Source organism: Pseudofrankia coriaricola (assembly GCF_032027725.1).
Classification (GTDB): Bacteria; Actinomycetota; Actinomycetes; order Frankiales; family Frankiaceae; genus Pseudofrankia.
The window spans coordinates 1-21,708 of the sequence record NZ_JASNFO010000056.1; the positions used below are offsets into that span (position 1 = coordinate 1).

The following is a 21,708-nucleotide window of genomic DNA, read 5'->3' on the forward strand; positions in this document are numbered from 1 at the left end:
CCCACTTCTTCCCCCCCCCCCCGCCGCGCCCGGGGGGGGGGGGGGGGGGGGGCCCCCCCCCCCCCCCCCGACGGCAACACGTGGGTGATGATCAACCGGTTGCGGGCGGACGGAGGCGGGGCGGTATTAGTCGTCGGCGCGGAAGGGGTTGGGCCCCGCGATGACGGCGACGCCGGTGCGGCCGCCGTCGACGTCGACGACCGTTCCGTGGACGAAGGCCGCGTCGTCGGAGGCGAGGTAGACGGCCGCCGCGGCTATGGCGTCGGGGTGACCGGACCACCCGGCGGGCGTGCCACGCATGAGCAGGTCGGACGGACGCTCGACGGTCGGGTCCCGGTCGGGATCGGCGATGACACCCGGGGAAACGGCGTTGACCCGGATGCCCTGAGGCCCGAACTCGGCGGCCCAGGCCCGGGTGAGCGTCTCCATCGCACCCTTGGTCGACGCGTAGAGGGCACCGACGGGAACGCTGAGGCGGGCCACCCAGGAACTGAGATTGATGATGACGCCGCCGCCCGCGGCGACCATCGTCGGCGCGACGGCCTGGGTGAGGAAGAACGGCGCCTTGACGTTGACGGCGTAGACCCGGTCGAACATCGCGTCGTCCGTGGTCAGGGTGGTTGCCCCCGGGAAGATGCCCGCGTTGTTGACCAGGATGTCGATGCGGCCGCCCAGCAGGTCGCTCGCCGCGTCGGCGAGCGACCTGCTGGCGCTCGCCGTGCCGTCGAGATCGGCGTGGACGTAGTCGGCCGTGCCGCCCGCCGAGCGGATCCGGGCGACCACCGCCTTGCCGCGGGTGTCATCGCGCCCGGAGACGATGACGTGCGCACCTTCCGCGCCGAAGGCAACCGCGATGGACCGGCCGATGTTGCTGGTGGATCCGGTGACGAGTGCTGTCCTGTGTTCGAGTCGCTGTGACATGCCGGCGAAGCTACGGACTAATTTTTGGACTAGCAAGTCCAAAAATCTTGCTCGGCCCGGATGCCCCACGGTGCCAGACGCCTCACTGCTGGGCGTCCCGCGGTGCCAGACGCCTCGCGGAGCCGGACGCCTCGCGGAGCCGGACGCGCCTCGCGGAGCCGGACGCCTCGCGGAGCCGGACAACCTCGCGGTGTCAGACGCCTCGCAGGTGGTCGGTCAGCGCGTCCAGCGTCGCCTCCAGGTGCCACGTGCTCCCGGAGGACCTGAGTACCTGGACCCCGCCCTGGATGCCGGCGACGAAGGCCGCGGCGACGCGGTCCGCGTCGAGGCTCGGGCGGATCTCGCCGGTCGCCTGCATCCGCTCGATGCCGTGCCGGATGTGCGCCCGCCAGTTCGTGAGCAGGGCGCCGATGACCTCGGCCGCGCCCGGCGTGCCGCCGACCTGGCTCATCAGCGACCCGAGCGGGCAGTTGCGGCCCTGGGCCCGGTAGCGGGCCACGACCGCGTCCCGCCACCGCTCCCAGGCCGCCCACGAGGTCAGGGCGCCGAGGTGCGGCTGCTGGTCGTCGAGGACGCGCCGCGCCTCGTACCGGGCCACCGCGAGCAGCAGTTCCTCCTTGCCGCCCGGGAAGTAGTGGAAGATCTGACCCTTGCTCGTGCCCGTGATGGCGCGGATGTCGTCGAGGGTCGCCTCGCCGGGGCCGTCGCCGCGCAGGTACACCGCCGCACCCTCGATGATGCGTTGCCGGGTCGCCTGCCCCTTCGTGGTGAGCGCCATCTGCTGACGCTAGCTCTTTATGGACCCAGCGGTCCACTTCATGATCCCTGGTCTCCGGTCGCCGACCCACGGTAGGCCGACGGGGTCGAACCTGGCGCGCCGTCGGCCCGACGATCGTGCCTGTGAGGGAGCTTGTGGTCGTCATCCGTGGAAGGTTGCTCTTGGGGGTGCCGTTACCTAGGTAGCGGACGGACGGAGGAGAAACGCATGACGACGACCGGCTCGACGACCAGCACGACCGAGACGACGGCCAGTCCGGCCACGGCACAGTCATCGGCGGCCACCAGTGCACCCACGGCAGGCCAGGGATCAGGGGCCGCGTCGGGCGCCCGAGGGCGGGTTCGACTCGAGGAAGCGCACAAGCGGGTGCGGCCGCTGCTGGGCGGCGTGGTCGTCGTCGACACGGTCCGGCCGCTGCTGGTCTGGGAGGGCCCGCACTACCCCGTCTACTACCTGCCGCTGGCCGATCTGAAGGCCACGCTGGAGCCCACCGGGGAGATCGTGCGTTCCCCGAGCCGCGGCGACGCCCACCGTCACGACGTGGTCGCGGGCGAGCACCGCGCGGCCGGTGCCGCCCTGACCTACCCGGACTCGCCGTTCCCCGAGCTGCGCGACGTGGTCCGGCTCGACTGGGACGCGATGGACACCTGGCTGGAGGAGGACGAGCCCGTCTACGTCCACGCCCGCAACCCCTACCACCGCATCGACATCCTCTCCAGCTCCCGGCACGTCCGGGTCGACATCGACGGGGTGACGGTCGCCGAGTCGACCCGCCCGACCGTGCTGTTCGAGACCGGCATCCGGCCCCGCTACTACCTGCCACTGACCGACGCCCGCACTGAGCTGCTCCGGCCGTCGTCCACCAGCACCGGCTGCCCGTACAAGGGGACGGCCAGCTACTACGGGGTCGAGGTCGACGGCAAGGTCCACGACGACGTCGTCTGGTACTACCCGGCGCCGCTGCTGGAGAGCATTCGCATCGCGGGCCTGGTCTGCTTCTACGACGAGAAGGTCGACATCTACGTCGACGGCGTCCACACCTGAGCGGAGCTGAACGGGCAGCGGCCACGTTCACGTCTCGCCGTACACGGCCGTCGCTGACGAAGAGAGGGTCAGCGCGGTCGGTCGGGGGTCACCGCGTCGATGAGGGTGTCAACGGTGTCGTGAAGGCCGGCGCGCAGGTCCGCGGGGAGTGGCAGGGTGTTCTCCCATTCGTGGAGGCGGTCGTTGACGCGCCGGCTCAGAGCGTCGCCGACGTCGGTGAGCTCGACGATGACGCGGCGGCGGTCCGTCGGGTCGGGGGCACGGCGGACCAGGCCCGCGGCGGCGAGACGGTCGAGGGTGAGCGTCATGCCACCGCTGGTCCGGCCGAGCACCCGGCACAGGCGGCTCGGCGCGCCCCGGCCGCCGGGCGCGTGCCGGATCGTGCCGAGAACCAGGTAGTCGGCCACCGTCAGGCCGAATGGTTCGACGAGACCGTCGAGCGCCGTCGAGACGAGCATGTTCAGCCGCACCAGCCGGGCGAGGAGCCCGGCGCCCCCGGTCAGGCCGACCTCGTCGACCCAGCTGGGCTCACCGGCCGGCCCGCCCAACGCCGCCCGCCCGCCCGACGCGGCGCGCCCGCCCGACGCGGTCACCGACGGCGCCGGCGTCGTCGGCTCCACGAGTGCCGCCGGCGCCGCCGCCGGATCCGTTCTGGTCACCGCGCTGTCAGCCATCCCGGCCGACTGTAGCGCCCAGCGAGCTCAATCCTTGATTCCAAAGCGTTCGAGGCCGAAGGCGCGGATGGCGTTGCCGCGGACGAACTTGTGGACCTCGCCCGCGTCCATGCCGGCGCCCGCGCACAGGCGGTGGGCGACGGCGCGGGAGTTCGGCCAGGTGCCGTCGGTGTGCGGGTAGTCGGTCTCAAAGACGATCTGGTCGAGACCGACCTCGTTCCGGGAGATCAGCCCGTGCTGGTCATCGAACAGGCAGCCGTAGACGCGGCCCCTGATGTAGCTGCTCGGGGGGTTCGGCAGGGCGGCTCCACCACCGACGCCGCCCTTCCAGACGAGGTCCATCCGCTCCAGCAGGTACGGCATCCAGCCGACCTGGCTCTCGGCGTAGACGATGGTCAGGCTCGGGAAACGGTCGAGCGTGCCGGAGAAGATCCAGTCGCACAGCGATCCCTCGGCATTCTGCGAGGACAGCGACATGCTGACCGCCAGCGGCGCGTCCGGCGACGTCGACGGCAGCGTCGACGACGAGCCGATGTGCATCGTCACGACGGTTCCGGTCTCCTCGCACGCCTGGAACAGCGGGTCCCACGCGCCGGAGTGGATGGAGGCGAACCCGAGCTTGCTCGGGTTCTCGGAGAACGACACCGCGTACGAGCCCTTCGCCGCGCACCGGCGCACCTCGGCGGCGGCAAGCTCGGGATCCCACAGCGGGATGAGCGACAGCGGGATCAGACGGCCCTGTCCGGCGCCGCCCGCCCATTCGTCGATCATCCAGTCGTTGTAGATCTGGATGCAGGCGAGCGCCACGTCCTTGTCCGGCCGCTCGGAGAAGCCCTGACCGCAGAACCGCGGGAACGTGTTCGGGAAGTTGATCGCCGCCTCGACGTGGTTGGCGGTCATGTCGGCGAGGCGGGCGTCCCGCTCGTAGGTGCCCGGCCGGAAGTCCTCGTAGATGGCCGGCAGGTTCTTCACCTCGGCCGGTGGCACGCCGGCGGAGGCGTGCAGCAGGCCGGTCGGGTAGACGAGGTCGTCATAGAGCCACAGGTCGCACCAGCGGCCGTCAGGCGCGTCGCGCTCGAAGCCGTAGTGCCCGCCGGCGAAGTGCAGCTTGAGCTTCTCCCGCACCACCTTGGGCCCGCGGCCGCGCATCGCGGCCGGCAGCTCCCGCTGCCACAGGTCGCGTGGTTCCAGGATGTGGTCATCCACCGAGATGATCTTCGGCAGGTCCTCCGGGGCCGGGGTGACGGAGCCGGTGGCGGTCGTGGGCGCGGTGATGTCGGTCAAGGCCATGGCCATGCCCCCTTGTGCGGCGTGCGGCGCGGTGGCGAGCGGAGCAACCCGCGAGGAGCGGGATTGCGGATCGCTTTTCGGAAAGCTACTTTTCGCCGAGCGACCTGTCGAGACCCACGCCACACCGCGTCGAGGCGGGATGGCGTCGAAGCAGGCCGATCAGGAAGGGGGCACCGTGCCGGAGGAGAAGCCGGACCTGAAGATCGTCTCCGTGGGAGACGTGCCATGGACCGAGGTGAAGGCGCAGACGCACGCCGACGGGCGGCGGGTGTCGGTCTGGGAGAAGTTCCTCGAGTGGTCGCCGGAACGGATGGTCATCTACGCCCGCTACGACCCGGGGGTGATCGTCGAGCGGCACAGCCACAAGTCCGACCACTTCGTCCTCGTCGTCGCCGGAGAGGTGCTCATCGGCGACCGTCCCTGCCCCGCGGGCACCCATATCACCCTGGAGCACGGAGCGACCTTCGGACCACTGGTGGCCGGGCCCGAGGGCGCCACCCTCTACGAGATCATGACAGGCGACCCGCGAGCCGTGCCCGCGGACCCCGAGGGCTTTGCCGAGCTCCTGGCCAGGCGAGGTGTCCAGCCGCTGCCCAACCCGCCCGTGCCGTGGCCCGACTGGCTCGCGCCGCGCACCGACCCGTCGGGCTCCTCCCCTGGTTCCCCTCCCGGCGCCGGCGGGTAGCGTGGCACGTCCGCGGGAACCGCGGGCCAGGGCCCGACCACCGGTTCTCGCCACGACGCGCCCATGACAACCGGCGAAAAGTGTCGGTAGCGACCGAGAGAATCACCCGGCAGCGCCGAACACGAGGAGACCGCTGTGGGTGCGTGGGGTCCGGGACACTTCGACAACGACGGTGCGCTGGACTTTGTCGATGATCTCCTCGACGCGCCGGCCGCGAACCGGGTCGATCTCGTCCGACGGCTGCTGGTGCGGGCCGTCGACACCGAGGGCTACCTCGAGATCGATGCCGGCTCCCACGTCGTCGTCGCGGCGGCGCTGATCGCCGCGCAGTGCCCGGGCGGCGAGCCGGTCAGCGACTCCCGGTGGCCGTTGGAGCCTCTGCCGGCGTTCCCGGACGACCTTCGCTCGCTCGCGGTCGAGGCGCTGGACCGGGTGCTCGCCGACGGCTCCGGACTGGCCGAGCTGTGGTCCGAGACCGCGAGCGCCGAGGACTGGCGACGGGAGGTCTTGCTGCTCCGCCGCGTTCTGGACCAGCCGATGCCGGGCGAGGTGCCGTTGTTCGAGGTGTAGTGACAGCTGCCCCGCCACCACCCGGGCGCCGCGCCGCCAGCCTCGGGCCCGTTGTCCGCCAGCCCAGCCAGCTCCGGCTCCGACCCGGACGCAACGCTGTTCCCAGCCCGGCCCCGGGCCCGCGCGTCCGCGCGAAGCTGCCTGGTCCGCGCAGGGTAACGTCGCGGTGTTGACCGTATTGACCGTGATGGCCGGTTTGGCGCGATCGCGCCTGGGCGATGAGCCCGGAGAGCCCGGTAGCCCGGCCCCGGCTGGGCGTAACCGAGAACGTACGTGACACGGGTGGGAAGGACGGGTCAGTGACGCAGCCGGGGATCTTCGGGCTTGGCGCGCCGGAGCACAGCTACCTGGAGCTCGACCTCCGGGACGGCATATCCGCGGTGGACCTGGCGAAGGCGGTCGCGGGACTGGTCGGGCCCCTGTCGACCGGGGGCGGTGTCAACCTGGTCGTCGGGTTCCGGCCGGAACTGTGGGCACAGGTGGCGCCCGAGGGCCTGCCCGCCGGCGTCACCGGCTTCAACGAGCCGATCGTCGGTGCCGACGGCTTCCGGATGCCCGCCACCCAGCGTGACGCCGTGCTGTGGATCGCCGGCGCCAACCGGACCGCCGTCTACACCAACGGGCTCGAGGTGATCGCCGCGCTCGCCGGGGTCGCGAACGTCGCCACCGAGGTCGGTGGCTGGGTGTACGCGCACGACCGCGACCTCACCGGCTTTATCGACGGCACCGAGAACCCGTCGCTGCTGGCGGCGCCTGGCGTCGCGATCATCGCCCACGGGCCGGGCGCCGGCGGAAGCGTGCTGCTGTTCCAGAAGTGGACGCACGACACGGCGAGCTTCGCGGCGATCGGCGTCGCCGAGCAGGAGAAGGTCATCGGCCGTACCAAGGCCGACAGCGTCGAACTCGACGACTCCGTCATGCCGGCGACCTCGCACGTCTCGCGCACGGTCGTCGAGGAGGACGGCGAGGAGCTGAAGATCTTCCGCCGCAACACCGCCTACGGCACGGTCACCGACCACGGAACGATGTTCGTCGGCTTCGCCGCCGAGCAACGCATCCTCGACCTCATGCTGCGCCGCATGGCGGGAGCGACCGAGGACGGCCTGCGCGACGCCCTGACCCGCTACACCACCCCGGTCAGCGGCGCCTACTACTTCATCCCGTCCGTCACAGCCCTCTCCGGCTTCGCCCCCGAAGACGACGCCGGCTAAGGCCGACGCCCAGGCGCGGACAGCCGGCGCTCAGGCGCGGAAGGGCGAGCCGGGGGCGTGGGCGTCGGTGCGGACGAGACGGTGAGCGAACAGCCACCGCCCCTCGACTGGGACCAGGACGTCGCGGTAACGGCCCCAGTGGTCCAGGCCGGCAACCGTCAACACCGCGAAATAGGCCGACGTGGTGATCCGGTCGGGTGTCACCGACTCGAACCGCAGGTTCGTGACGAAGTGCCGGATGAACGCCCGCCCGTCCGCGGCGCCGCCGCCCGCTGACGCGGCTCCGTTGCCCGCGGGCCCGGGGCCGCTGGCGCTCCTGGGGCCGGCCTCCCGTCCGGGCACTGTCGTGGCCGCCGTCAGGGCCTGGACTCCGGAGAGCCGGGCGATGATCTCCGCTCGGCCGTGGGCCGTCCAGCCGCCCTTGGTCTCCAGCACACCGTCGGCGGTGAAGCAGGCCGCGAGGTCCTCGAGCCGGAGCCGGTCGCCGCTGTGGCTGTACGTCGCCACGGTGTCCCGTACCTGCTCACGCGCGGCCAGCTCCCACAGTTCCATGGCGCGCCAGCCTACGGCGTCCGGTCCCGGCGAGTCGCCCGGTTCCGCCCCACGCTGGCGATCAGAAACCGACGGTGCCGCCGTCGTCCAGGACAGCCCTCGCCGTTTCTGGTCGAGGACAACCCTCGCCGTTCTGGTCGTTCTTTGACGGGTAGTCGTCAACAGCGTGGACAACGCTGACTCGATTCTTGACCCGGCGCGCCCGGCAGGCGGGGACCGCCGCCGGCGTTACGTTTCCCGGGCGGTGGGCCAGCGCCTGCCGCCCAGCCGCTCCACCGCGACCAAGGCCCTGGGGCCCCTACGGACGAAGGAAGCGATCTGCGTTGAGCTGGAACGACACCGTCATCGCGGAGTTCCGCGCGAACAACGGGAACGTCATCACCGGCGGCTTCGGCCGCAGCCTGATCCTGCTGCACACCGTCGGCACCCGCAGCGGCGTCGAACGCGTCAACCCGGTGCTGGGCCGCCGCTCCGGCGACGGCTGGGTCATCGCCGCGTCGTTCGCCGGGGCCCCCACGCATCCGGCCTGGTATCACAACCTGGTCGCACGCCCCGACACGACGATCGAGACCGCCGACGGAGCCGTCGAGGTCACCGCCACCGAACTCACCGGCTCCGACTATGACGCCGAGTGGTCCGGATTCGTCGCGCAGTCCGATGCCTTCGCGGAATACCAGAAGAAGGCCGGCGACCGCCGCATCCCTCTCCTGCGCCTGCGCCGCCGCGCGGCCGAGACGGCCCGGCGGCGCAGCGGCGCCCCGTCGGCGTAAGGCCGCCAGGCACCAGGCACCAGAACGACGACGAGGCCTCCCCGCATGCGGGGAGGCCTCGCGTTGTCCGGCGTGCGGCGTTCAGCCCGAGCTGGTCAGGCTCAGCTCAGACCTTGGCGGCGGCCGCATGGCCACGGGCCAGGAAGTGCTTGTACGCGCCGTTGGTGTAGGTCGACCAGGCGGTCGGGCCCTGACGGTGGCAGACGCGCTTGGCGGCCCAGGCATTGTTGGACACGTCGTAGAGGTTGCGCCCGCCGACAAGGTCGCTGTTGGCCCACAGGTTGACCTGCCACAGGCCCCGCGAGTCCTCGATGCCGGTCGCGTGGGCGTGGGTGTTGCCGCGCGACTCGGCCAGGGCGATGGCCACCCAGGTGCCCGTCGACACGCCGCGGCAGCCGGCAAGACCGGCCGACTTAGCGGCGGCGGCGATGGAGGTGTCGGAGACGGTCGCGGCGCTGGCCGGAGAGGCAGCCATCAGCCCGCCGGTGGTGACGACGGCCCCCGCCGCGGCGATGGCGACGAGACGGTTGCGGAGGCTGCTCTTGCGGTTGCGTCGGATCGACAAGAAATGGCTTTCCCGCTACACCAACGGAACGCGCACAGACCAACATCGAGGACGATGCTGGAACGGCGCGCGGTGACGCCCCGGCCATCCTGTGGCCTGGCGCGCCTGGAGAACGCAGCTTTCCTGCTGGCATCCCTCCGGCTGAGCCCGAGCCCGGGCTCCTCCGTTTCTGCCCCGCGATAGAAGAGACGACATGCGCCGGGACCGTGGGCAGAAGCGGCGTCGGCCCGGCGTTTCGCCCGGCCCGGGAAAGGTGCGCCCCGGCCGGACGAGAACAAACATAGGTGGGCCTCCGGCCAGTAGGCAAACACGAATCGTGGCCAGCCACGTTCCCGATCGCTGACCGTCCGTGTTTCCCGCTCTCCTTCAGCACTTTCCAGAAAACCTTCGTGACCGGCATCACGTTTCATCTCGGATTTCGCCGGTTGTAAGCGCGTCCACTCAGGCACTTACAGCGATCAATATTCGCTATGTGTGCAGGACCCAACACTTAGCGTCTCACTCTCCAAGCTCCTTTCTCACCGTCAGCACGTCATGCGCGCAGAGTGTTCCACTCCGCCATCGCGACGTGGGGGTGCCGGCGGCGGCCGAAGCCGAACCGGACAGGGGGCGGCATCCCGCGCGCGGAGTTCGGGCTGAATGCCGGGAATGGGCGCGGCGCGGGCGGAGACGGGGCCGCCGGATGCCGGGGAAAGGGCCACGCGGGGGTGAAGATAGGCGCCCGCCCACTGGTTGGCGTCATCCGCCACGGGCCGAGAACCGTCGGCGCGCACGAAACGAGGTATTTCATGTCCCGACGCCTGTTCACCTCGGAATCGGTCACCGAGGGTCATCCCGACAAAGCGGCCGACCAGGTCAGCGACGCCCTGCTCGACGCCTACCTCAGCGGCGACCGGCGTTCCCGAGTCGCGGTGGAGACGCTGCTCGCCGCCGGCCGGGTCCACGTCGCCGGCGAGGTGACGACCGGCGCGGACGTCGACGTCGTCGACACCGTGCGGCGCACGCTCGCCGGCATCGGCTACGACGAAGCCACCGGGTTCGACGCCGCAACGGTCGACGTGCTGGTCTCGATCGGCACCCAGTCGCCTGACATCGCCCAGGGTGTCGACAACGCCTACGAGGCACGCACCGGTCTCGGGCCCGCGGGTCGCCAGGGCGCGACGGCCGGCGGTGGCGGCGTCGACGAGCTGTCCCGGCAGGGCGCCGGCGACCAGGGGATCATGTTCGGCTACGCCACCGACGAGACGCCCGACCTGATGCCGCTGCCGATCACGCTCGCGCACCGGCTGGCGAGCCGCCTCGCCGCCGTCCGGCACGACCGTGGGGTCCCTTACCTGCGCCCCGACGGCAAGACCCAGGTCACGATCGAGTACGACGGCGACCGGCCGGTGCGCCTCGACACGGTCGTCCTCTCCGCCCACCACGCCCCTGGCGTCGACCTGGACGGCCAGCTGGCGCCCGACATCCGATCCCGGGTCGTCGAGCCGGAGCTCAAGCGGCTCGTCGAGGAGATCAGCGGCCGGGGTGGCCGGCTGGGCGAGCTGGAGGTGGACGGCTACCGGTTGCTGGTGAACCCGACCGGCCGGTTCGAGGTTGGCGGCCCGGTCGGCGACGCGGGCCTCACCGGCCGCAAGATCATCATCGACACCTACGGTGGCTCTGCCCGGCACGGCGGCGGCGCGTTCTCCGGCAAGGACCCGTCGAAGGTGGACCGGTCGGCGGCGTACGCGCTGCGCTGGGTCGCGAAGAACGTGGTGGCCGCGGGCCTGGCCCGCCGGGTGGAGCTGCAGGTCGCCTACGCCATCGGCAAGGCCGAGCCGGTCGGCCTGTTCGTCGAGACGTTCGGCACCGAGCAGGTGGCGCCGGCCGCGATCGGCCGCGCCGTCACCGAGGTGTTCGACCTGCGCCCGGCGGCGATCATCCGCGACCTCGACCTGCTGCGCCCGGTCTACCGGCAGACCGCCGCCTACGGTCACTTCGGCCGGTCACTGCCCGACCTCACCTGGGAGCGCACCGACCGCGCCGCCGCGCTGCGGGCCGCGGCGAGCGCGGGTTGACGGCTTGTAGCCACGCGCGAGCGCCCGCGCCGGTCCTCGGGGACCTGCGCGGGCGCTGGCATGTCAGTGTCAATGGCCGACGGCGGTGTCAGTGGCCGCCGGCGGCCTCGACCAGTTCGGTGAGGACGCCGCCAAGGCCCTTGGGGTGGATGAAGGCGATCCGGCTGCCCGAGGTGCCGTGCACCGGGGTCTTGTTCACCAGGTCGAAGCCGCCGACGGTGAGCGACGCCAGCGCCGCGTCGATGTCGTCGACGCCGTAGGCGATGTGGTGGATACCCGGGCCGCGCTTGGCCAGGAACTTGCCCACCGGCGTGTCGTCGCGGATCGGCTCGAGCAGTTGGACGTAGGAGCCACCGGTGTCACCGGAGTGCACCAGCAGCATCGCCTCGCGCACGCCCTGGCGCTCGTTGGTCTCCTGATGCACACACTTCAGGTTGAACGCCTGCTCATAGATCGGGATGGTCTCGGTCAGCGACGCCACCGCGATCCCGACGTGATCAATCCTGGTCAGCACGCCAGCCAGCGTCCCGCGCCACTGCCCACCGAGTCCACCGATACACGAGGTGACCTACGAGACGTCACCGCCAATCCCACATCTTCCCCCCAGCGAATCCTGCTGCCAGCCACGGGCCCCATCCGGATCCGGTCCGCCGTTCGGGAGTCCTTCGGAGCCGTTCACCGACCGCTGTCGCACAACCGACCACCGCGTTGACCGCGCCAAATGCGGCCGTTAGGCATAAGGTTCGCGAAGCCGCCCACCCGGGAGAACGCGGCAAGCTCCACGGTTTCCCACCCGTACCGTCTTCTCTGAACTCCAATAACTCCAAGCGCTCCAGCAACCCATCAAAACCCCATATGGACCCGCAGGCTCCGTCCGGAGACACGAGGAGAGCTGACGAGCGTGGTGAGCGACGCCGGGGAACGGCAACGCCGAGCGCGTCGGACGCGCCGTGACGCGGCCGCGGACGGATTACGCACGCTGCTCGTCGACCCCCGAGGATGGCGGGTGCTGTGCGGGGTCGCGGCGGTCGCCGCGATGTGCCTGGGGATTGCCGGCCAGTGGCTGATGTATGAGGCGGCCGGCGTCGGCGGGTCGTTCGGCGGCCATTTCCTCGACCTGCTCTACGGCTCCCTCGGCCTGTTCGTCTTCCAGCCGCCCGACCTGCCCGACACGGCGCTCTCGGCACCCCTGCAGGTGGCCCGTTTCCTCGCCCCGGCTGCGACGTTCTACGCGCTCGCCGACGCGCTCGTGCTGCCGGTGGCCCGGCTGCGGGCCCGGCTCGCCCATGGCCACGCGGTCGTCTGCGGCGACGGGCCGGGCGCGCTCGCCCTCGTCGCGAAGCTGCGCGCCGAGGGCGCCCAGGTGGTGCTCGTCGCTCCCGGCGCCCACGCGGAGCTCGCCGGCCTGGTCGGCGACCAGCGGGTCACCGTGCTCGCCGGCGACCCGACCGACGAGGCGGTGCTGCGCCGCGCCGGCCTCGCCCGCGCCGACAGGCTCTACGTGACCGGGCGCGCGACCGGCCGCAACGCGGCCGTACTCATCGCCGCCGTCGCCATCGCCACCGCCGCCGGGCGCGACCGGTCCACCGCGTTGCGCTGCTACGCCGAGGAGTCCGATCCGGACGTGCTCGACGCGCTGTGGATCCTGCTGCTGCGCCAGCCGGCGAGCGACGCCGTCACGGTCGACTTCTTCAACACGGCCCGCCTCGGCGCCCGGCTGCTGCTCGACGATCTCGCGGCGACCTGGACGCCGGCCGGCGGCGGGCCGGTCGTCGTCGCCGGCCTGTCGCCGTTCGGCCGGGAGCTGCTGCTCCAGATCGCCCGGCGGCGCAGGCGCATCCTCGGCGAGGGCGCCTTCCGGCTGCCGGTGGTGGTGGTCGACGAGCGCGCGAGCACGGCCGTCCAGGCACTGCGCGCCCGCTACGAGGTTCTCGACGCGGCGCTCGACCTGGACTGCCACGACGTCCGCGCCGAGGAGGCGGACCTCGACCGGCGCGCGCACGCCCGCGCGCCCGGCGCCGGCTTTCTCGAGCAGATCTTCGTCTGCTACGGCGACGAGGAGCTGGCGTTGCGCAAGGCGCTCGCGACGGCCCGGCCGCCGACCCGCCGGTCGGTCGTCGTCCGGGTGGACAGAGGTAGCCCGCTCGGGGACGCGCTGCGCCCCGGTCGACAGGAGGGGCAGGGCCCGATGGACGCGCTCTACGACGACATGGTCATCTTTCCGCAGCTCGACGCGGCCTGCGATCCTGATGACGTGTCTGATGACCGGCTGGAAGCATGGGCCGAGGCGATCCACGCCGACTACTGCCGCCAGCGGCTGGACTCCGGCGAGGCCAGCGACGACAACGAGGCGCTGGTCGCGTGGGAGAACCTGCCGGAGAAGTACCGCACCAACAACTACGACCAGGCCCGCGACATCGAGACCAAGCTGAACCTGATCGGCTGCGCGAGCGCCAGGATGACGCCGGACGCGCCGCCGTTCGCGTTCACCCTGGACGAGGTCGAGCTGCTGGCCCGCCACGAGCACGAGCGCTGGATGCGCGACCGGCTCGCGCACGGCTGGCGGGGCGGTGAGGCCCGGGACAACGAACGGCTGATCCACCCCGACATCCGCCCGTATGACGACCTGTCCACGGAGACAAAGGACAAGGACGCCCAGATGGTGCGCCTGATCCCCCAGCTGCTCGCCGGCGCCGGCTACCGCGTCGTCCGCTCCGCCGACGCGCCCGCCGCCTAGGCCGTGTCTGATGGCCTCCGGCCACGCGAGGCTCCGCCATCATCGCGTGGCCTTTGGCCTAGCGCTCAGGCTGGGACGGCACGGACGGGTGGAAGGCTGGGATCCTGGAAGGGTGACCATCCTGCCGATCCGGGTCCTGGGCGACCCCATACTGCGCACCCCCGCCGATCCGGTCACGGTCTTCGACGACCGGCTGCGCCGGCTCGTCGACGACATGATCGAGACGATGTACGCGGCGCCCGGGGTGGGGCTGGCCGCGCCGCAGGTCGGCGTCGGCCTGCGGCTGTTCGTGTTCGACACGGACTGGCAGCCGAACCGGCCGGACCGACATGAGGACGACGCCGACGCCGACGACCAGCCCCGGCGGCGCCAGCCGCGGGTCGTGGCGAACCCGGTCCTCGAGCTCGGCCCCGGCGAGCAGACCGACCAGGAGGGCTGCCTGTCGGTGCCCGGCTACCACTACGCGACGACGAGGGCGGCGAGCGCCATCGTGCGCGGCGTGGACGCGCACGGCGAACCGGTCGAGCACTCCGGCACCGGCCTGCTCGCCCGCTGCCTGCAGCACGAGTCCGACCATCTGGCCGGCACGCTCTACCTTGACCGGCTCACCGGCCTCACCCGCCGTTCCGCGGCCCGCGCCCTGCGCGATCCCACGCTCCCCGCGCCGGGCCAGCCGGGTGCGCAGGCCCGGGCGGGCTCCGGCCAGTCAGGCGACGACGGGGACGGCTTCCTCGCGGCGCTGCGCCGCCGTCGCTGATGCCGGCGGCGTACCGGGCGCGGCCGACGCCGGCCGCACGGCGAATGGCGGGCCGTATCGTGCCAGACATGGCGATCGACCTGCGCAGCGACACGGTGACCCGGCCGACGGCGGACATGCGCCGGGCGATGGCCGAGGCCGAGGTCGGCGACGACGTCTACGGCGAGGACCCGTCGGTGCGTGCGCTCGAGGAGCACGCGGCCGGACTGCTCGGCCACGAGGCCGCCGTGTTCGTGCCGAGCGGGACGATGGGCAACTTCTGCGCGCTGCGGGCGAGCGCCGAGATCGGCACGGAGGTCATAGCCGACGCCGAGGCGCACATCGTCACCTATGAGCTCGGCGGGCTCGCCGCGCTCGGCGGGGTCCAGACCCGGACGCTGTCGGGGCTCGCCGGCCCGTTGGACCTCGCCGAGCTCGCCGCGCAGATCCGGCCACGCTCGGCGCCGAAGACCTACAACATGGTCCCGACCAGCGTCGTCGCCGTGGAGAACACCCAGGCGCGCACCGGCGGGCGGATCTGGCCGCTCGACCGGCTGGAGCGGCTGCGGGCGATCACCGACGACGCCGGTGTGGTGCTGCACTGCGACGGCGCCCGGATCTGGAACGCCGCCGTGGGCCTCGGGGTCGAACCGCGCCGCCTCGGCCAGCTGTTCGGCACGCTCTCGGTCTGCCTCTCGAAAGGGCTGGGCGCCCCGGTCGGCTCGCTCGTCGTCGGCGACGCCGAGCACATCGCGCGGGCCCGGGTGTGGCGCAAGCGGCTCGGCGGCGGGATGCGTCAGGCCGGGGTGCTCGCCGCGGCTGGCCTGTACGCGCTGCGTCACCACATTGACCGACTGGCCGACGACCACCGGCACGCCGCCGAGCTCGCCGCGACGCTCGCCGACGCGGCCCCGGGCCGCGTCGAGCCGAAACTGGTCGAGACGAACATGATCTTCGTGACGGTGCCGGACGCGGAGGCCTTCGCCGCGAGGGCGGCCGCGCAGGGCGTGCTCGTCGGCACCGCCGGGCCGACGTCGCTGCGCCTGCTCACCCACCTCGACGTGGACGACGACGACATCCGCGCGGCGGGCGACGTCCTGGCCCGGCTGCTCGCCACCGAGGCCGTCCGCGCGACGACCGGTGACCGCCGGTGACAGACACGCCTGCCTGAACGGGCCAACGTGTCGGTTGGGTTACGACTCCGGGACGCGCCCTAGGCGTGGAAACGACACCCACGCGCAATTTCGGACGGACAATCGCCGCCATGACCCTTCCCGCACCCGCCGCCGCGGGCGGCGCCGTCGCCACCGACCCGACCACGACCGACGTGGCGGCCCCGACCGCGGCCCGTCCCACCGCGGAGGCGCCCGTCGCTCCCGCGCCGGTGGCCGACCCAGGCGGCGCCGAGGCGGGGGGCGGGGCCGGTGAGGGTGGCGCGCCCGACGCCGTCATGGCGGGCGGGGCCGCCGGCGGCTCGGCGGGCGCGGGCGCCGCCGCGCGGGGCGTGGTGGCGCCGGGCTTCGAACCGGTACGGGTGGCGTTCGAGCGGGTGCTGGCCGAGGCCGCGGGCACCGGCGCCGCCGTGGCGGCCTGGCACGACGACGCCTGGGTGGTCGACCTGTGGGGCGGCACCGCGGACGCGGCCGGCATGACGGCCTGGGGCCGCGACAGCATCGTCATGCCGTACTCGGTGACGAAGCCGTTCGCCGCGGTGTGCGCGCTGCTGCTGGTGGAACGCGGCCGGCTCGACCTCGACAGCCGCGTCGACCGGTACTGGCCCGGCTTCGCCGCGCCCGCGACCGTCCGGCACGTGCTGGCCCACCAGGCAGGCCTGGTCGCGCTGGACCGGCCGCTGCCGACGGCGGCGCTGTTCGACTGGGACTTCATCTGCGCCGCGCTCGCGGCCCAGCAGCCACTGTGGACACCGGGCACGGCGCACGGCGAGTCGGCGCTGTTCTACGGCCACCTCCTCGGCGAGCTGGTGCGGCACGTCGACGGGCGGCGGCTCGCCACGTTCCTGCGCGAGGAGGTCTGCGAGCCGCTCGGGCTCGACTTCACGATCGGTCTCACGCCCGAGCAGCAGGCCCGCGCCGTCGAGCTCACCGGGCTGGACGCGGCGTTCCGCCTGCGCGCCGCCGATGGGCGTCCCGAGCTCTACAAGCGGGCGATCGGCAACCCACCCGGCGTCCAGGACGGTGCCGTGGCCAACAGCGCCGCGCTGCGCGCCGCCGAGGTTCCGGCGGTCAACGGGCATGGCACCGCCCGCGCCGTCGCCGGGCTGTACGCCGCGCTGCTGTCCGGCCAGCTGCTCGGGCCCAGCCTGCTCGCCGAGGCCACCACGGCGCAGTGCAGTGGTCCCGACCGGGTCATGGGCAGCCTGAACGCCTGGGGGCTGGGCTTCGGCGTCGACGAGGACGGGTTCGGCATGGGCGGCCTCGGCGGCAGCCTCGGCTGGGCCAGCCGCTCCGGCCGCTACGCCTACGCCTTCGTCACCGGCTCCATGGGCGACCATGCCCGTTCCGACGCCGTCGAGAACGTACTGCGCGGCTGCCTCAGTCTCCCGCCGCTCCCCGGATAAGGCGAAGCGGGCTCGAAGGTCGCTTGCGCGACCGCTCCGGACCTCCCAGATCTGCTCCGCAGATCCGGCAGGAACCCCGGCTTCGCCGTCGGGCGCCCAGGGCGCCCTCCCAGCCTGGTTTCGGGGCTGAGGTGTATGGCCGGGGCTGGCGTGGATCGGGGTCGGGATGTGGTCGCGTTGGCGGTGCGCCGATGCGCTGTCGCTGGCGGTGGCCAGGTTGTGCTGACCCCTCACCAGGCCGGGTTGTGCCGACGCCTCACCAGAACGGGTCACGCCCAACCACGTTGCTGGGCAGGTAGAGCGTGGGATGCCTGGAGCCGTGGTGCCGTCGGTCGCTCACAGAGCTATCCCCGGCACGGACGGTCACCTGGCCGGCCGGCCGCCGCGCGGGCTGGTCCCGACCCGGTTGCCTGGCCGCAAGTCACGCTGGCAGGAAGCTGCCGGGCGATCGTCGAGGTTCCCGTGTCCGCGTGCCCACGGTGCGCCGCTAGCGTGCGCGGTGAGGAAGCCTGGCTCGGGGCATGGCCGGGTCCACGCGCGCAGGGAGGTGCTCGGTGATGACCGCGCTCGCGGTGGTGGCCCTGGTGCTGGCCGGACTGGTCGCCGGCACGATGACGGTCGGGCTGGTGGCGATCCGGCCGGCGATGCACTCGTTGCCGGTGGCGTCGTACATCACCATCAAGCAGGCATTCGACGCCAGTTACCCGCGGTTCATGGTGCCGCTGCAGCTCGCCGCGCTGGTCGCGTCGCTCGCGCTGACGGTCACCGCCGCCGTCGGTGACTCCACCACCTCAGCGGCGCTCGCGGGCGTCGGGTTCGTCTCGCTGCTGACCAACGTGATCGTCACGGTCCGCGGTGACCTGCCGATCAACATCGCGATGGCGTCATGGCGGCCGGAGGAGCCGCCGGCGGACTGGGAGCGGCACCGGGTGCGCTGGGACCGGTTCAACGCGATCCGCACCGCCGCCGCCGTGACGGCCCTCGTCGTCCTCGCCGCCGCGGCGACCGGCGTCTGACGTCTGCCGGCGCGTCCGCCGGCGGACGAGATCTCGTGTCGGCGCGGCCCGCCAGCGGGCAAAGTCCCGTCGGCGTGACCGCCTACGGGCGAGGTCACGCCGTCGCCGTCGCGTCACGGAGGTCACTCGCGGCCGGGCGACGTGCGCGCGACCGATAGCATCGCGGCGGGACGGGCCTCCGTCCCGCTGACCGCGCACAACGCACGCACGAAGGGTCCACGGTGAGCGAAACCCACTCGGCACACCACACCAAGCCCCTGTCCTGGGTGATGGTGCTGGTCATCACCATCGGTACCGCCGTCGGCACGCTCGGGGTCTGCATGGCTTCCTGGACGGTCTCGATCATCGGGGGCGCGGTCGTGGTCCTCGGTGGCATCGCCGCCCTGGTCACCGGGATCATGGAGGACGTCGACGAGCACCCGAGCCGCGACCTCTGGCCGATCGGCGGGCGTGACGCCTCGTACCGCCGCCAGATCTCGGCTTGAAGCCCGGCCTGACCGGCGACGTCGAGCTCGACTCGGCGTACTCGGCGTAGGAACTCCCCGGCGCGGCACCCGGCACACGAAGCGGCCTTGTCCCTGCCAGGGGACGGGCCGCTTCGTCGTCTCCGGTCCGCGCGGCCCGATTCTGATGTGATTCCGGCCACGGAGCGGCCGGGCCGTGCGATCATCGCCGATAACCGCGCCGCGCTCGGCGGAGCGGACGGACCCGCGAAGGGCCGCCGGTGAGCGACTTACCCACGCCACACCACTCCAAGCCGCTGTCCTGGGCCATGGTGCTGGTCATCAGTGCCGGCTTCGCCGTCGGGACGGTCGGCGTCTGCCTTGCCTCCTGGACGATCTCGATCGTCGGCGCGGCGGTCGCGCTCGCCGGCGCCGTCGCCGCCCTGGTCACCGGGATCATGGAGGACGTCGACGAGCACCCCAGCCGCGACCTCTGGCCGATCGGCGGCCGCGACCCGTCCCGCCGCCGACGCCGGATCTCCGCCTAGAGGGCCAAAGGGCGCGCGAAAATGATCTTCTTTCGCACGCCTGGCGGCCGCTGTCCCCAGGATCACTAACGGAAGCGCGCTTCATGATCTGGTGCGATTTTGGGAGCTGGTAGATCCGAGGATTCCACCAGATCATGAACGGCTTGGGCGCTTGGGGCCAGGTGCGCGACGCGGCACAGGCGTCAGGCCTGTCGTCGCAAAACAGGACAAAGCGGGGAACATGCCGAACCCCGCCTCCCCCTGCCCGCCCGCGTTAGGCGGCGGGGTCGGTGAGGACGCAGCGCGACCGCGAGTAGATCGTCGGCATGCACTTGTTGCAGTGCACGCACAGCGACCTCGTGCTCGCGTCCTCGCGCAGCCGGTTGACGAGATCCGGCTCGCGCAGCAGCGCCCGCGCCATGGCGACGAACTGGAAGCCCTCGGCCATCGCCGTGTCCATCCCGGCCCTGTCGGTGACGCCGCCGAGCAGCACCAGCGGCATCGTGAGCCCGGCGCGGAACTGCCGGGCGTGATCGAGCATGTACAGCGGCTGGTACGGATAGGCCTTCAGGAAGCGCGGGCCGACCAGCCGAAGCCCAGCCCTCGTCACCCCATGGAACGCGCTCGCGAACTCGCGCACCGGCGCGTCCCCGCGGAACAGGTACATCGGGTTGAGCAGCGAGCTGCCGCAGGTGAGGACGAGCGCGTCCAGCGACCCGTCGTCCTGCAGCAGGCGGGCCACCTGGACCGACTCGTCCAGCCACAGCCCGCCGTCGACCCCGTCGTCCATGTTCAGCTTCGCCAGGATCGCGAGCTGCCCGCCGACCTCGACCCGCACCGCGGCGGCGATCTCGCGGGCGAACCGCGCCCGGCCCGCGAGGCTTCCGCCGTAGCCGTCGGTGCGGTGGTTCAGCTTGGGCGAGAGGAACGCGCTGGCCAGGTAGTTGTGGCCGAAGTGCAGCTCGACGGCGTCGAAGCCGGCCTCGGCGGCGAACCGGGCGGCCTCGGCGTGCGCCCTGACGATGCGCTCGATGTCCTGCGTGCTGGTCGCCCTGGTCATGGAGCCGAACGGGCTGAACCGCCGGGTCGGGGCGAGCGACGGCAGCCGGTTGGAGGCGCCGTTGGCCACCGGGCCGGCGTGGCCGAGCTGCGCGGACACGGCGGCGCCGGTGGCGTGCACCGCGTCGGTGAGCCGGCGCAGGCCCGGCACGGCCTCGGGGCGCATCCAGATCTGGTGACGGTCGGTGCGGCCCTCGGGGGCGACGGCGCAGTACGCCACCGTCGTCATCCCAACGCCGCCCGCGGCGGGCGCGACGTGATACGCAATCAGATCGTCGGTCGCCAGCCCCTTTGGCGTCCGGCCCTCGAAGGTCGCCGACTTGATCACTCGATTACGCAGGGTGATGGGCCCGAGCCGCGCGGGCGCGAACACGTCCGGTCCGGCGGACGGCGACGCCGGGGTGCCCACGACGGCCGGGTCTGTGGGGGCCGCACCGTTCGCGGTCGTGCCAGGTAACGACCTCGGGGCCGCCGCGGCGCGGCCGGCGTCCTGACCGGCAGCCTCGCCGCCGTCCCAGCCGGCGGGCGTGGGGCCTGTGGCGTGGGTCATAGGGGCCACTATCCTCCGGCTACGCGACGCGCGGCATCGTTCGCGCACATTCCGGCCGCCAAATCTGACGGAGCGTCAGAATGGTCGCGTGGACCTCGCTCCCACGCTCGCTGTCCGGATCCCGTGCCCGCCGTCCGCGGACGAACGCACAGCGGGCAACGGACAGCGGGGCAGCGGACTACGGGCGACGGACTTCGGGCGACGGGCAGCAGACGGCGGGCGACGGGCGGCAGCCGCGGCGCGCGGTGACCGTCAGCGGCGGCCGAGGACCGTGTCGAGCAGGGCTCGGGCATACACGCCGAGCTCCTCGGGATCGGCGGCGGCCAGCGCGGGCAACGTGCCGGCGGTCCTCGCGACTCCGATCCCGAGCAGGACCACGGTGGCGAGCTCCGCGCGCAGCTCGCTGTCGGGACCGCCCGGCGGCTCGGCGGCGGCCCGCAGCAGGGGGAGCACCCGCTCCCCCACCCGCTCGGCGGTCGCGGCCGCGGCCGCGTCGTCCAGGTCGCAGCGGAACACGTTCTGGCCCACCGTGGTCGCCGGGCCGTTCTCCCACCGGTCCACCATCCGGGCGAGCAGCCCGGCCAGCTCGTCCGCCGCCCGCCGCCGGGCCTCGTCGTCGGCCTCGTGACCCTCGTCGCTCTCGTCGACGACCGGGGAGACGACCGGGTCGGCGGCGAGGACGGCGCGGTAGAGGCCGTCCTTCCCGCCGTAGTAGCGGGCGACCAGCGCGGCGTCGACGCCGGCCCGCTCGGCGACGGCCCGCAGGGAGGTGCCGGCGTAGCCGCGCTCGGCGAACAGCTCCGCGGCGGCGGCGAGCAGCCGCTCCCGGCTGCGCCGGGCGTCCCGGCGCCTGGTCGTCGGGGTCACCGTGGCCTCGGCGCCGCCCCGGGCGGCCCGCTCCACGCGGTCCACGCGCCCGGACTGGCCCACGGCGGGGCCTCTGGG

The 21,708-nt window shown here is 72.6% G+C and carries 22 protein-coding genes; 13 read left to right on the plus strand and 9 right to left on the minus strand.

Annotated features, from left to right (window positions below; all coding sequences use genetic code 11):
* Positions 1–126: 126 nt before the first annotated feature.
* Together QOZ89_RS28100 and QOZ89_RS28105 are read right to left on the minus strand one after the other, a co-directional pair.
* Positions 127–921, minus strand: a complete 795-nt coding sequence (locus tag QOZ89_RS28100; protein ID WP_312626412.1) for an SDR family NAD(P)-dependent oxidoreductase — start codon at positions 919–921, stop codon at positions 127–129.
* A gap of 193 nt (positions 922–1,114) precedes the next feature.
* Complete coding sequence (locus QOZ89_RS28105; RefSeq protein WP_312626414.1) at positions 1,115–1,699, minus strand: TetR/AcrR family transcriptional regulator; 585 nt, start codon at positions 1,697–1,699, stop codon at positions 1,115–1,117.
* A gap of 207 nt (positions 1,700–1,906) precedes the next feature.
* On the opposite strand from QOZ89_RS28105, the gene QOZ89_RS28110 reads away from it, so the two are divergent.
* The gene (locus QOZ89_RS28110) at positions 1,907–2,743 is read left to right on the plus strand and encodes a DUF427 domain-containing protein (RefSeq protein ID WP_083419700.1); all 837 of its coding nucleotides are present in this window, start codon (positions 1,907–1,909) and stop codon (positions 2,741–2,743) included.
* 68 nt (positions 2,744–2,811) lie between these two features.
* Here QOZ89_RS28110 and QOZ89_RS28115 read toward each other — a convergent pair whose 3' ends face one another.
* Both QOZ89_RS28115 and QOZ89_RS28120 read right to left on the minus strand, forming a co-directional pair.
* Positions 2,812–3,402 carry a MarR family winged helix-turn-helix transcriptional regulator gene (locus QOZ89_RS28115; protein ID WP_274536616.1) on the minus strand — a complete coding sequence of 197 codons (591 nt, stop codon included), beginning with the start codon at positions 3,400–3,402 and terminating at the stop codon, positions 2,812–2,814.
* 42 nt (positions 3,403–3,444) lie between these two features.
* A complete protein-coding gene (locus QOZ89_RS28120; protein ID WP_083419708.1) occupies positions 3,445–4,707 on the minus strand; it encodes an amidohydrolase family protein in 1,263 nt (420 codons plus the stop codon).
* A gap of 139 nt (positions 4,708–4,846) precedes the next feature.
* Between QOZ89_RS28120 and QOZ89_RS28125 the strand changes: the two genes are divergently transcribed.
* The 3 genes from QOZ89_RS28125 (at position 4,847) to QOZ89_RS28135 (ending at position 7,173) form a co-directional block, all read left to right on the plus strand.
* Positions 4,847–5,392, plus strand: a complete 546-nt coding sequence (locus QOZ89_RS28125) for a hypothetical protein (RefSeq protein WP_241842253.1) — start codon at positions 4,847–4,849, stop codon at positions 5,390–5,392.
* Between the two features lie 135 nt (positions 5,393–5,527).
* Positions 5,528–5,962 carry a DUF4259 domain-containing protein gene (locus QOZ89_RS28130; protein WP_071052797.1) on the plus strand — a complete coding sequence of 145 codons (435 nt, stop codon included), beginning with the start codon at positions 5,528–5,530 and terminating at the stop codon, positions 5,960–5,962.
* Positions 5,963–6,261: 299 nt separating this feature from the next.
* Positions 6,262–7,173 carry a Dyp-type peroxidase gene (locus tag QOZ89_RS28135; RefSeq protein WP_071052796.1) on the plus strand — a complete coding sequence of 304 codons (912 nt, stop codon included), beginning with the start codon at positions 6,262–6,264 and terminating at the stop codon, positions 7,171–7,173.
* A 30-nt stretch (positions 7,174–7,203) separates the two neighbouring features.
* On the opposite strand, the gene QOZ89_RS28140 is transcribed toward QOZ89_RS28135, so the two are convergent.
* Positions 7,204–7,725 carry a nuclear transport factor 2 family protein gene (locus QOZ89_RS28140; protein WP_071052795.1) on the minus strand — a complete coding sequence of 174 codons (522 nt, stop codon included), beginning with the start codon at positions 7,723–7,725 and terminating at the stop codon, positions 7,204–7,206.
* Positions 7,726–8,048: 323 nt separating this feature from the next.
* Here QOZ89_RS28140 and QOZ89_RS28145 point away from each other — a divergent pair, with 323 nt between their 5' ends.
* Positions 8,049–8,495, plus strand: a complete 447-nt coding sequence (locus QOZ89_RS28145) for a nitroreductase/quinone reductase family protein (RefSeq protein ID WP_071052794.1) — start codon at positions 8,049–8,051, stop codon at positions 8,493–8,495.
* A gap of 106 nt (positions 8,496–8,601) precedes the next feature.
* Here QOZ89_RS28145 and QOZ89_RS28150 read toward each other — a convergent pair whose 3' ends face one another.
* A complete protein-coding gene (locus QOZ89_RS28150) occupies positions 8,602–9,060 on the minus strand; it encodes a transglycosylase SLT domain-containing protein (RefSeq protein ID WP_071052793.1) in 459 nt (152 codons plus the stop codon).
* 788 nt (positions 9,061–9,848) lie between these two features.
* On the opposite strand from QOZ89_RS28150, the gene metK reads away from it, so the two are divergent.
* Positions 9,849–11,117 (plus strand): methionine adenosyltransferase, encoded by a 1,269-nt coding sequence (metK, locus tag QOZ89_RS28155; protein WP_071052792.1) that lies wholly within the window; start codon positions 9,849–9,851, stop codon positions 11,115–11,117.
* Between the two features lie 88 nt (positions 11,118–11,205).
* Here the strand turns inward: metK and mce are convergent, their stop codons facing one another.
* On the minus strand, positions 11,206–11,631 hold the full coding sequence (gene mce / locus QOZ89_RS28160) for a methylmalonyl-CoA epimerase (RefSeq protein WP_071052791.1): 426 nt from the start codon (positions 11,629–11,631) through the stop codon (positions 11,206–11,208).
* A 390-nt stretch (positions 11,632–12,021) separates the two neighbouring features.
* Between mce and QOZ89_RS28165 the strand changes: the two genes are divergently transcribed.
* The 7 genes from QOZ89_RS28165 to QOZ89_RS28195 all read left to right on the plus strand — a co-directional run bounded on the left by QOZ89_RS28165 (position 12,022) and on the right by QOZ89_RS28195 (position 19,175).
* A complete protein-coding gene (locus tag QOZ89_RS28165) occupies positions 12,022–13,854 on the plus strand; it encodes a RyR domain-containing protein (protein WP_312626434.1) in 1,833 nt (610 codons plus the stop codon).
* A 112-nt stretch (positions 13,855–13,966) separates the two neighbouring features.
* A complete protein-coding gene (gene def / locus QOZ89_RS28170) occupies positions 13,967–14,611 on the plus strand; it encodes a peptide deformylase (protein ID WP_312626436.1) in 645 nt (214 codons plus the stop codon).
* Positions 14,612–14,679: 68 nt separating this feature from the next.
* The gene (locus QOZ89_RS28175) at positions 14,680–15,744 is read left to right on the plus strand and encodes a threonine aldolase family protein (protein WP_198543529.1); all 1,065 of its coding nucleotides are present in this window, start codon (positions 14,680–14,682) and stop codon (positions 15,742–15,744) included.
* A gap of 110 nt (positions 15,745–15,854) precedes the next feature.
* Entirely contained in the window at positions 15,855–17,168 is a 1,314-nt protein-coding gene (locus QOZ89_RS28180) for a serine hydrolase domain-containing protein (RefSeq protein WP_312626440.1), read from the plus strand.
* Between the two features lie 557 nt (positions 17,169–17,725).
* Positions 17,726–18,184 carry an anthrone oxygenase family protein gene (locus QOZ89_RS28185; protein WP_083419697.1) on the plus strand — a complete coding sequence of 153 codons (459 nt, stop codon included), beginning with the start codon at positions 17,726–17,728 and terminating at the stop codon, positions 18,182–18,184.
* 221 nt (positions 18,185–18,405) lie between these two features.
* Entirely contained in the window at positions 18,406–18,669 is a 264-nt protein-coding gene (locus tag QOZ89_RS28190; protein ID WP_071052787.1) for an HGxxPAAW family protein, read from the plus strand.
* 239 nt (positions 18,670–18,908) lie between these two features.
* Entirely contained in the window at positions 18,909–19,175 is a 267-nt protein-coding gene (locus QOZ89_RS28195; protein ID WP_312626443.1) for an HGxxPAAW family protein, read from the plus strand.
* A 253-nt stretch (positions 19,176–19,428) separates the two neighbouring features.
* Here the strand turns inward: QOZ89_RS28195 and QOZ89_RS28200 are convergent, their stop codons facing one another.
* Positions 19,429–20,763: an NADH:flavin oxidoreductase gene (locus QOZ89_RS28200; protein WP_241842252.1), complete on the minus strand. Its 1,335-nt coding sequence runs from the start codon at positions 20,761–20,763 to the stop codon at positions 19,429–19,431.
* Positions 20,764–21,015: 252 nt separating this feature from the next.
* The gene (locus QOZ89_RS28205; RefSeq protein WP_312626445.1) at positions 21,016–21,675 is read right to left on the minus strand and encodes a TetR/AcrR family transcriptional regulator; all 660 of its coding nucleotides are present in this window, start codon (positions 21,673–21,675) and stop codon (positions 21,016–21,018) included.
* Positions 21,676–21,708 lie beyond the last annotated feature (33 nt).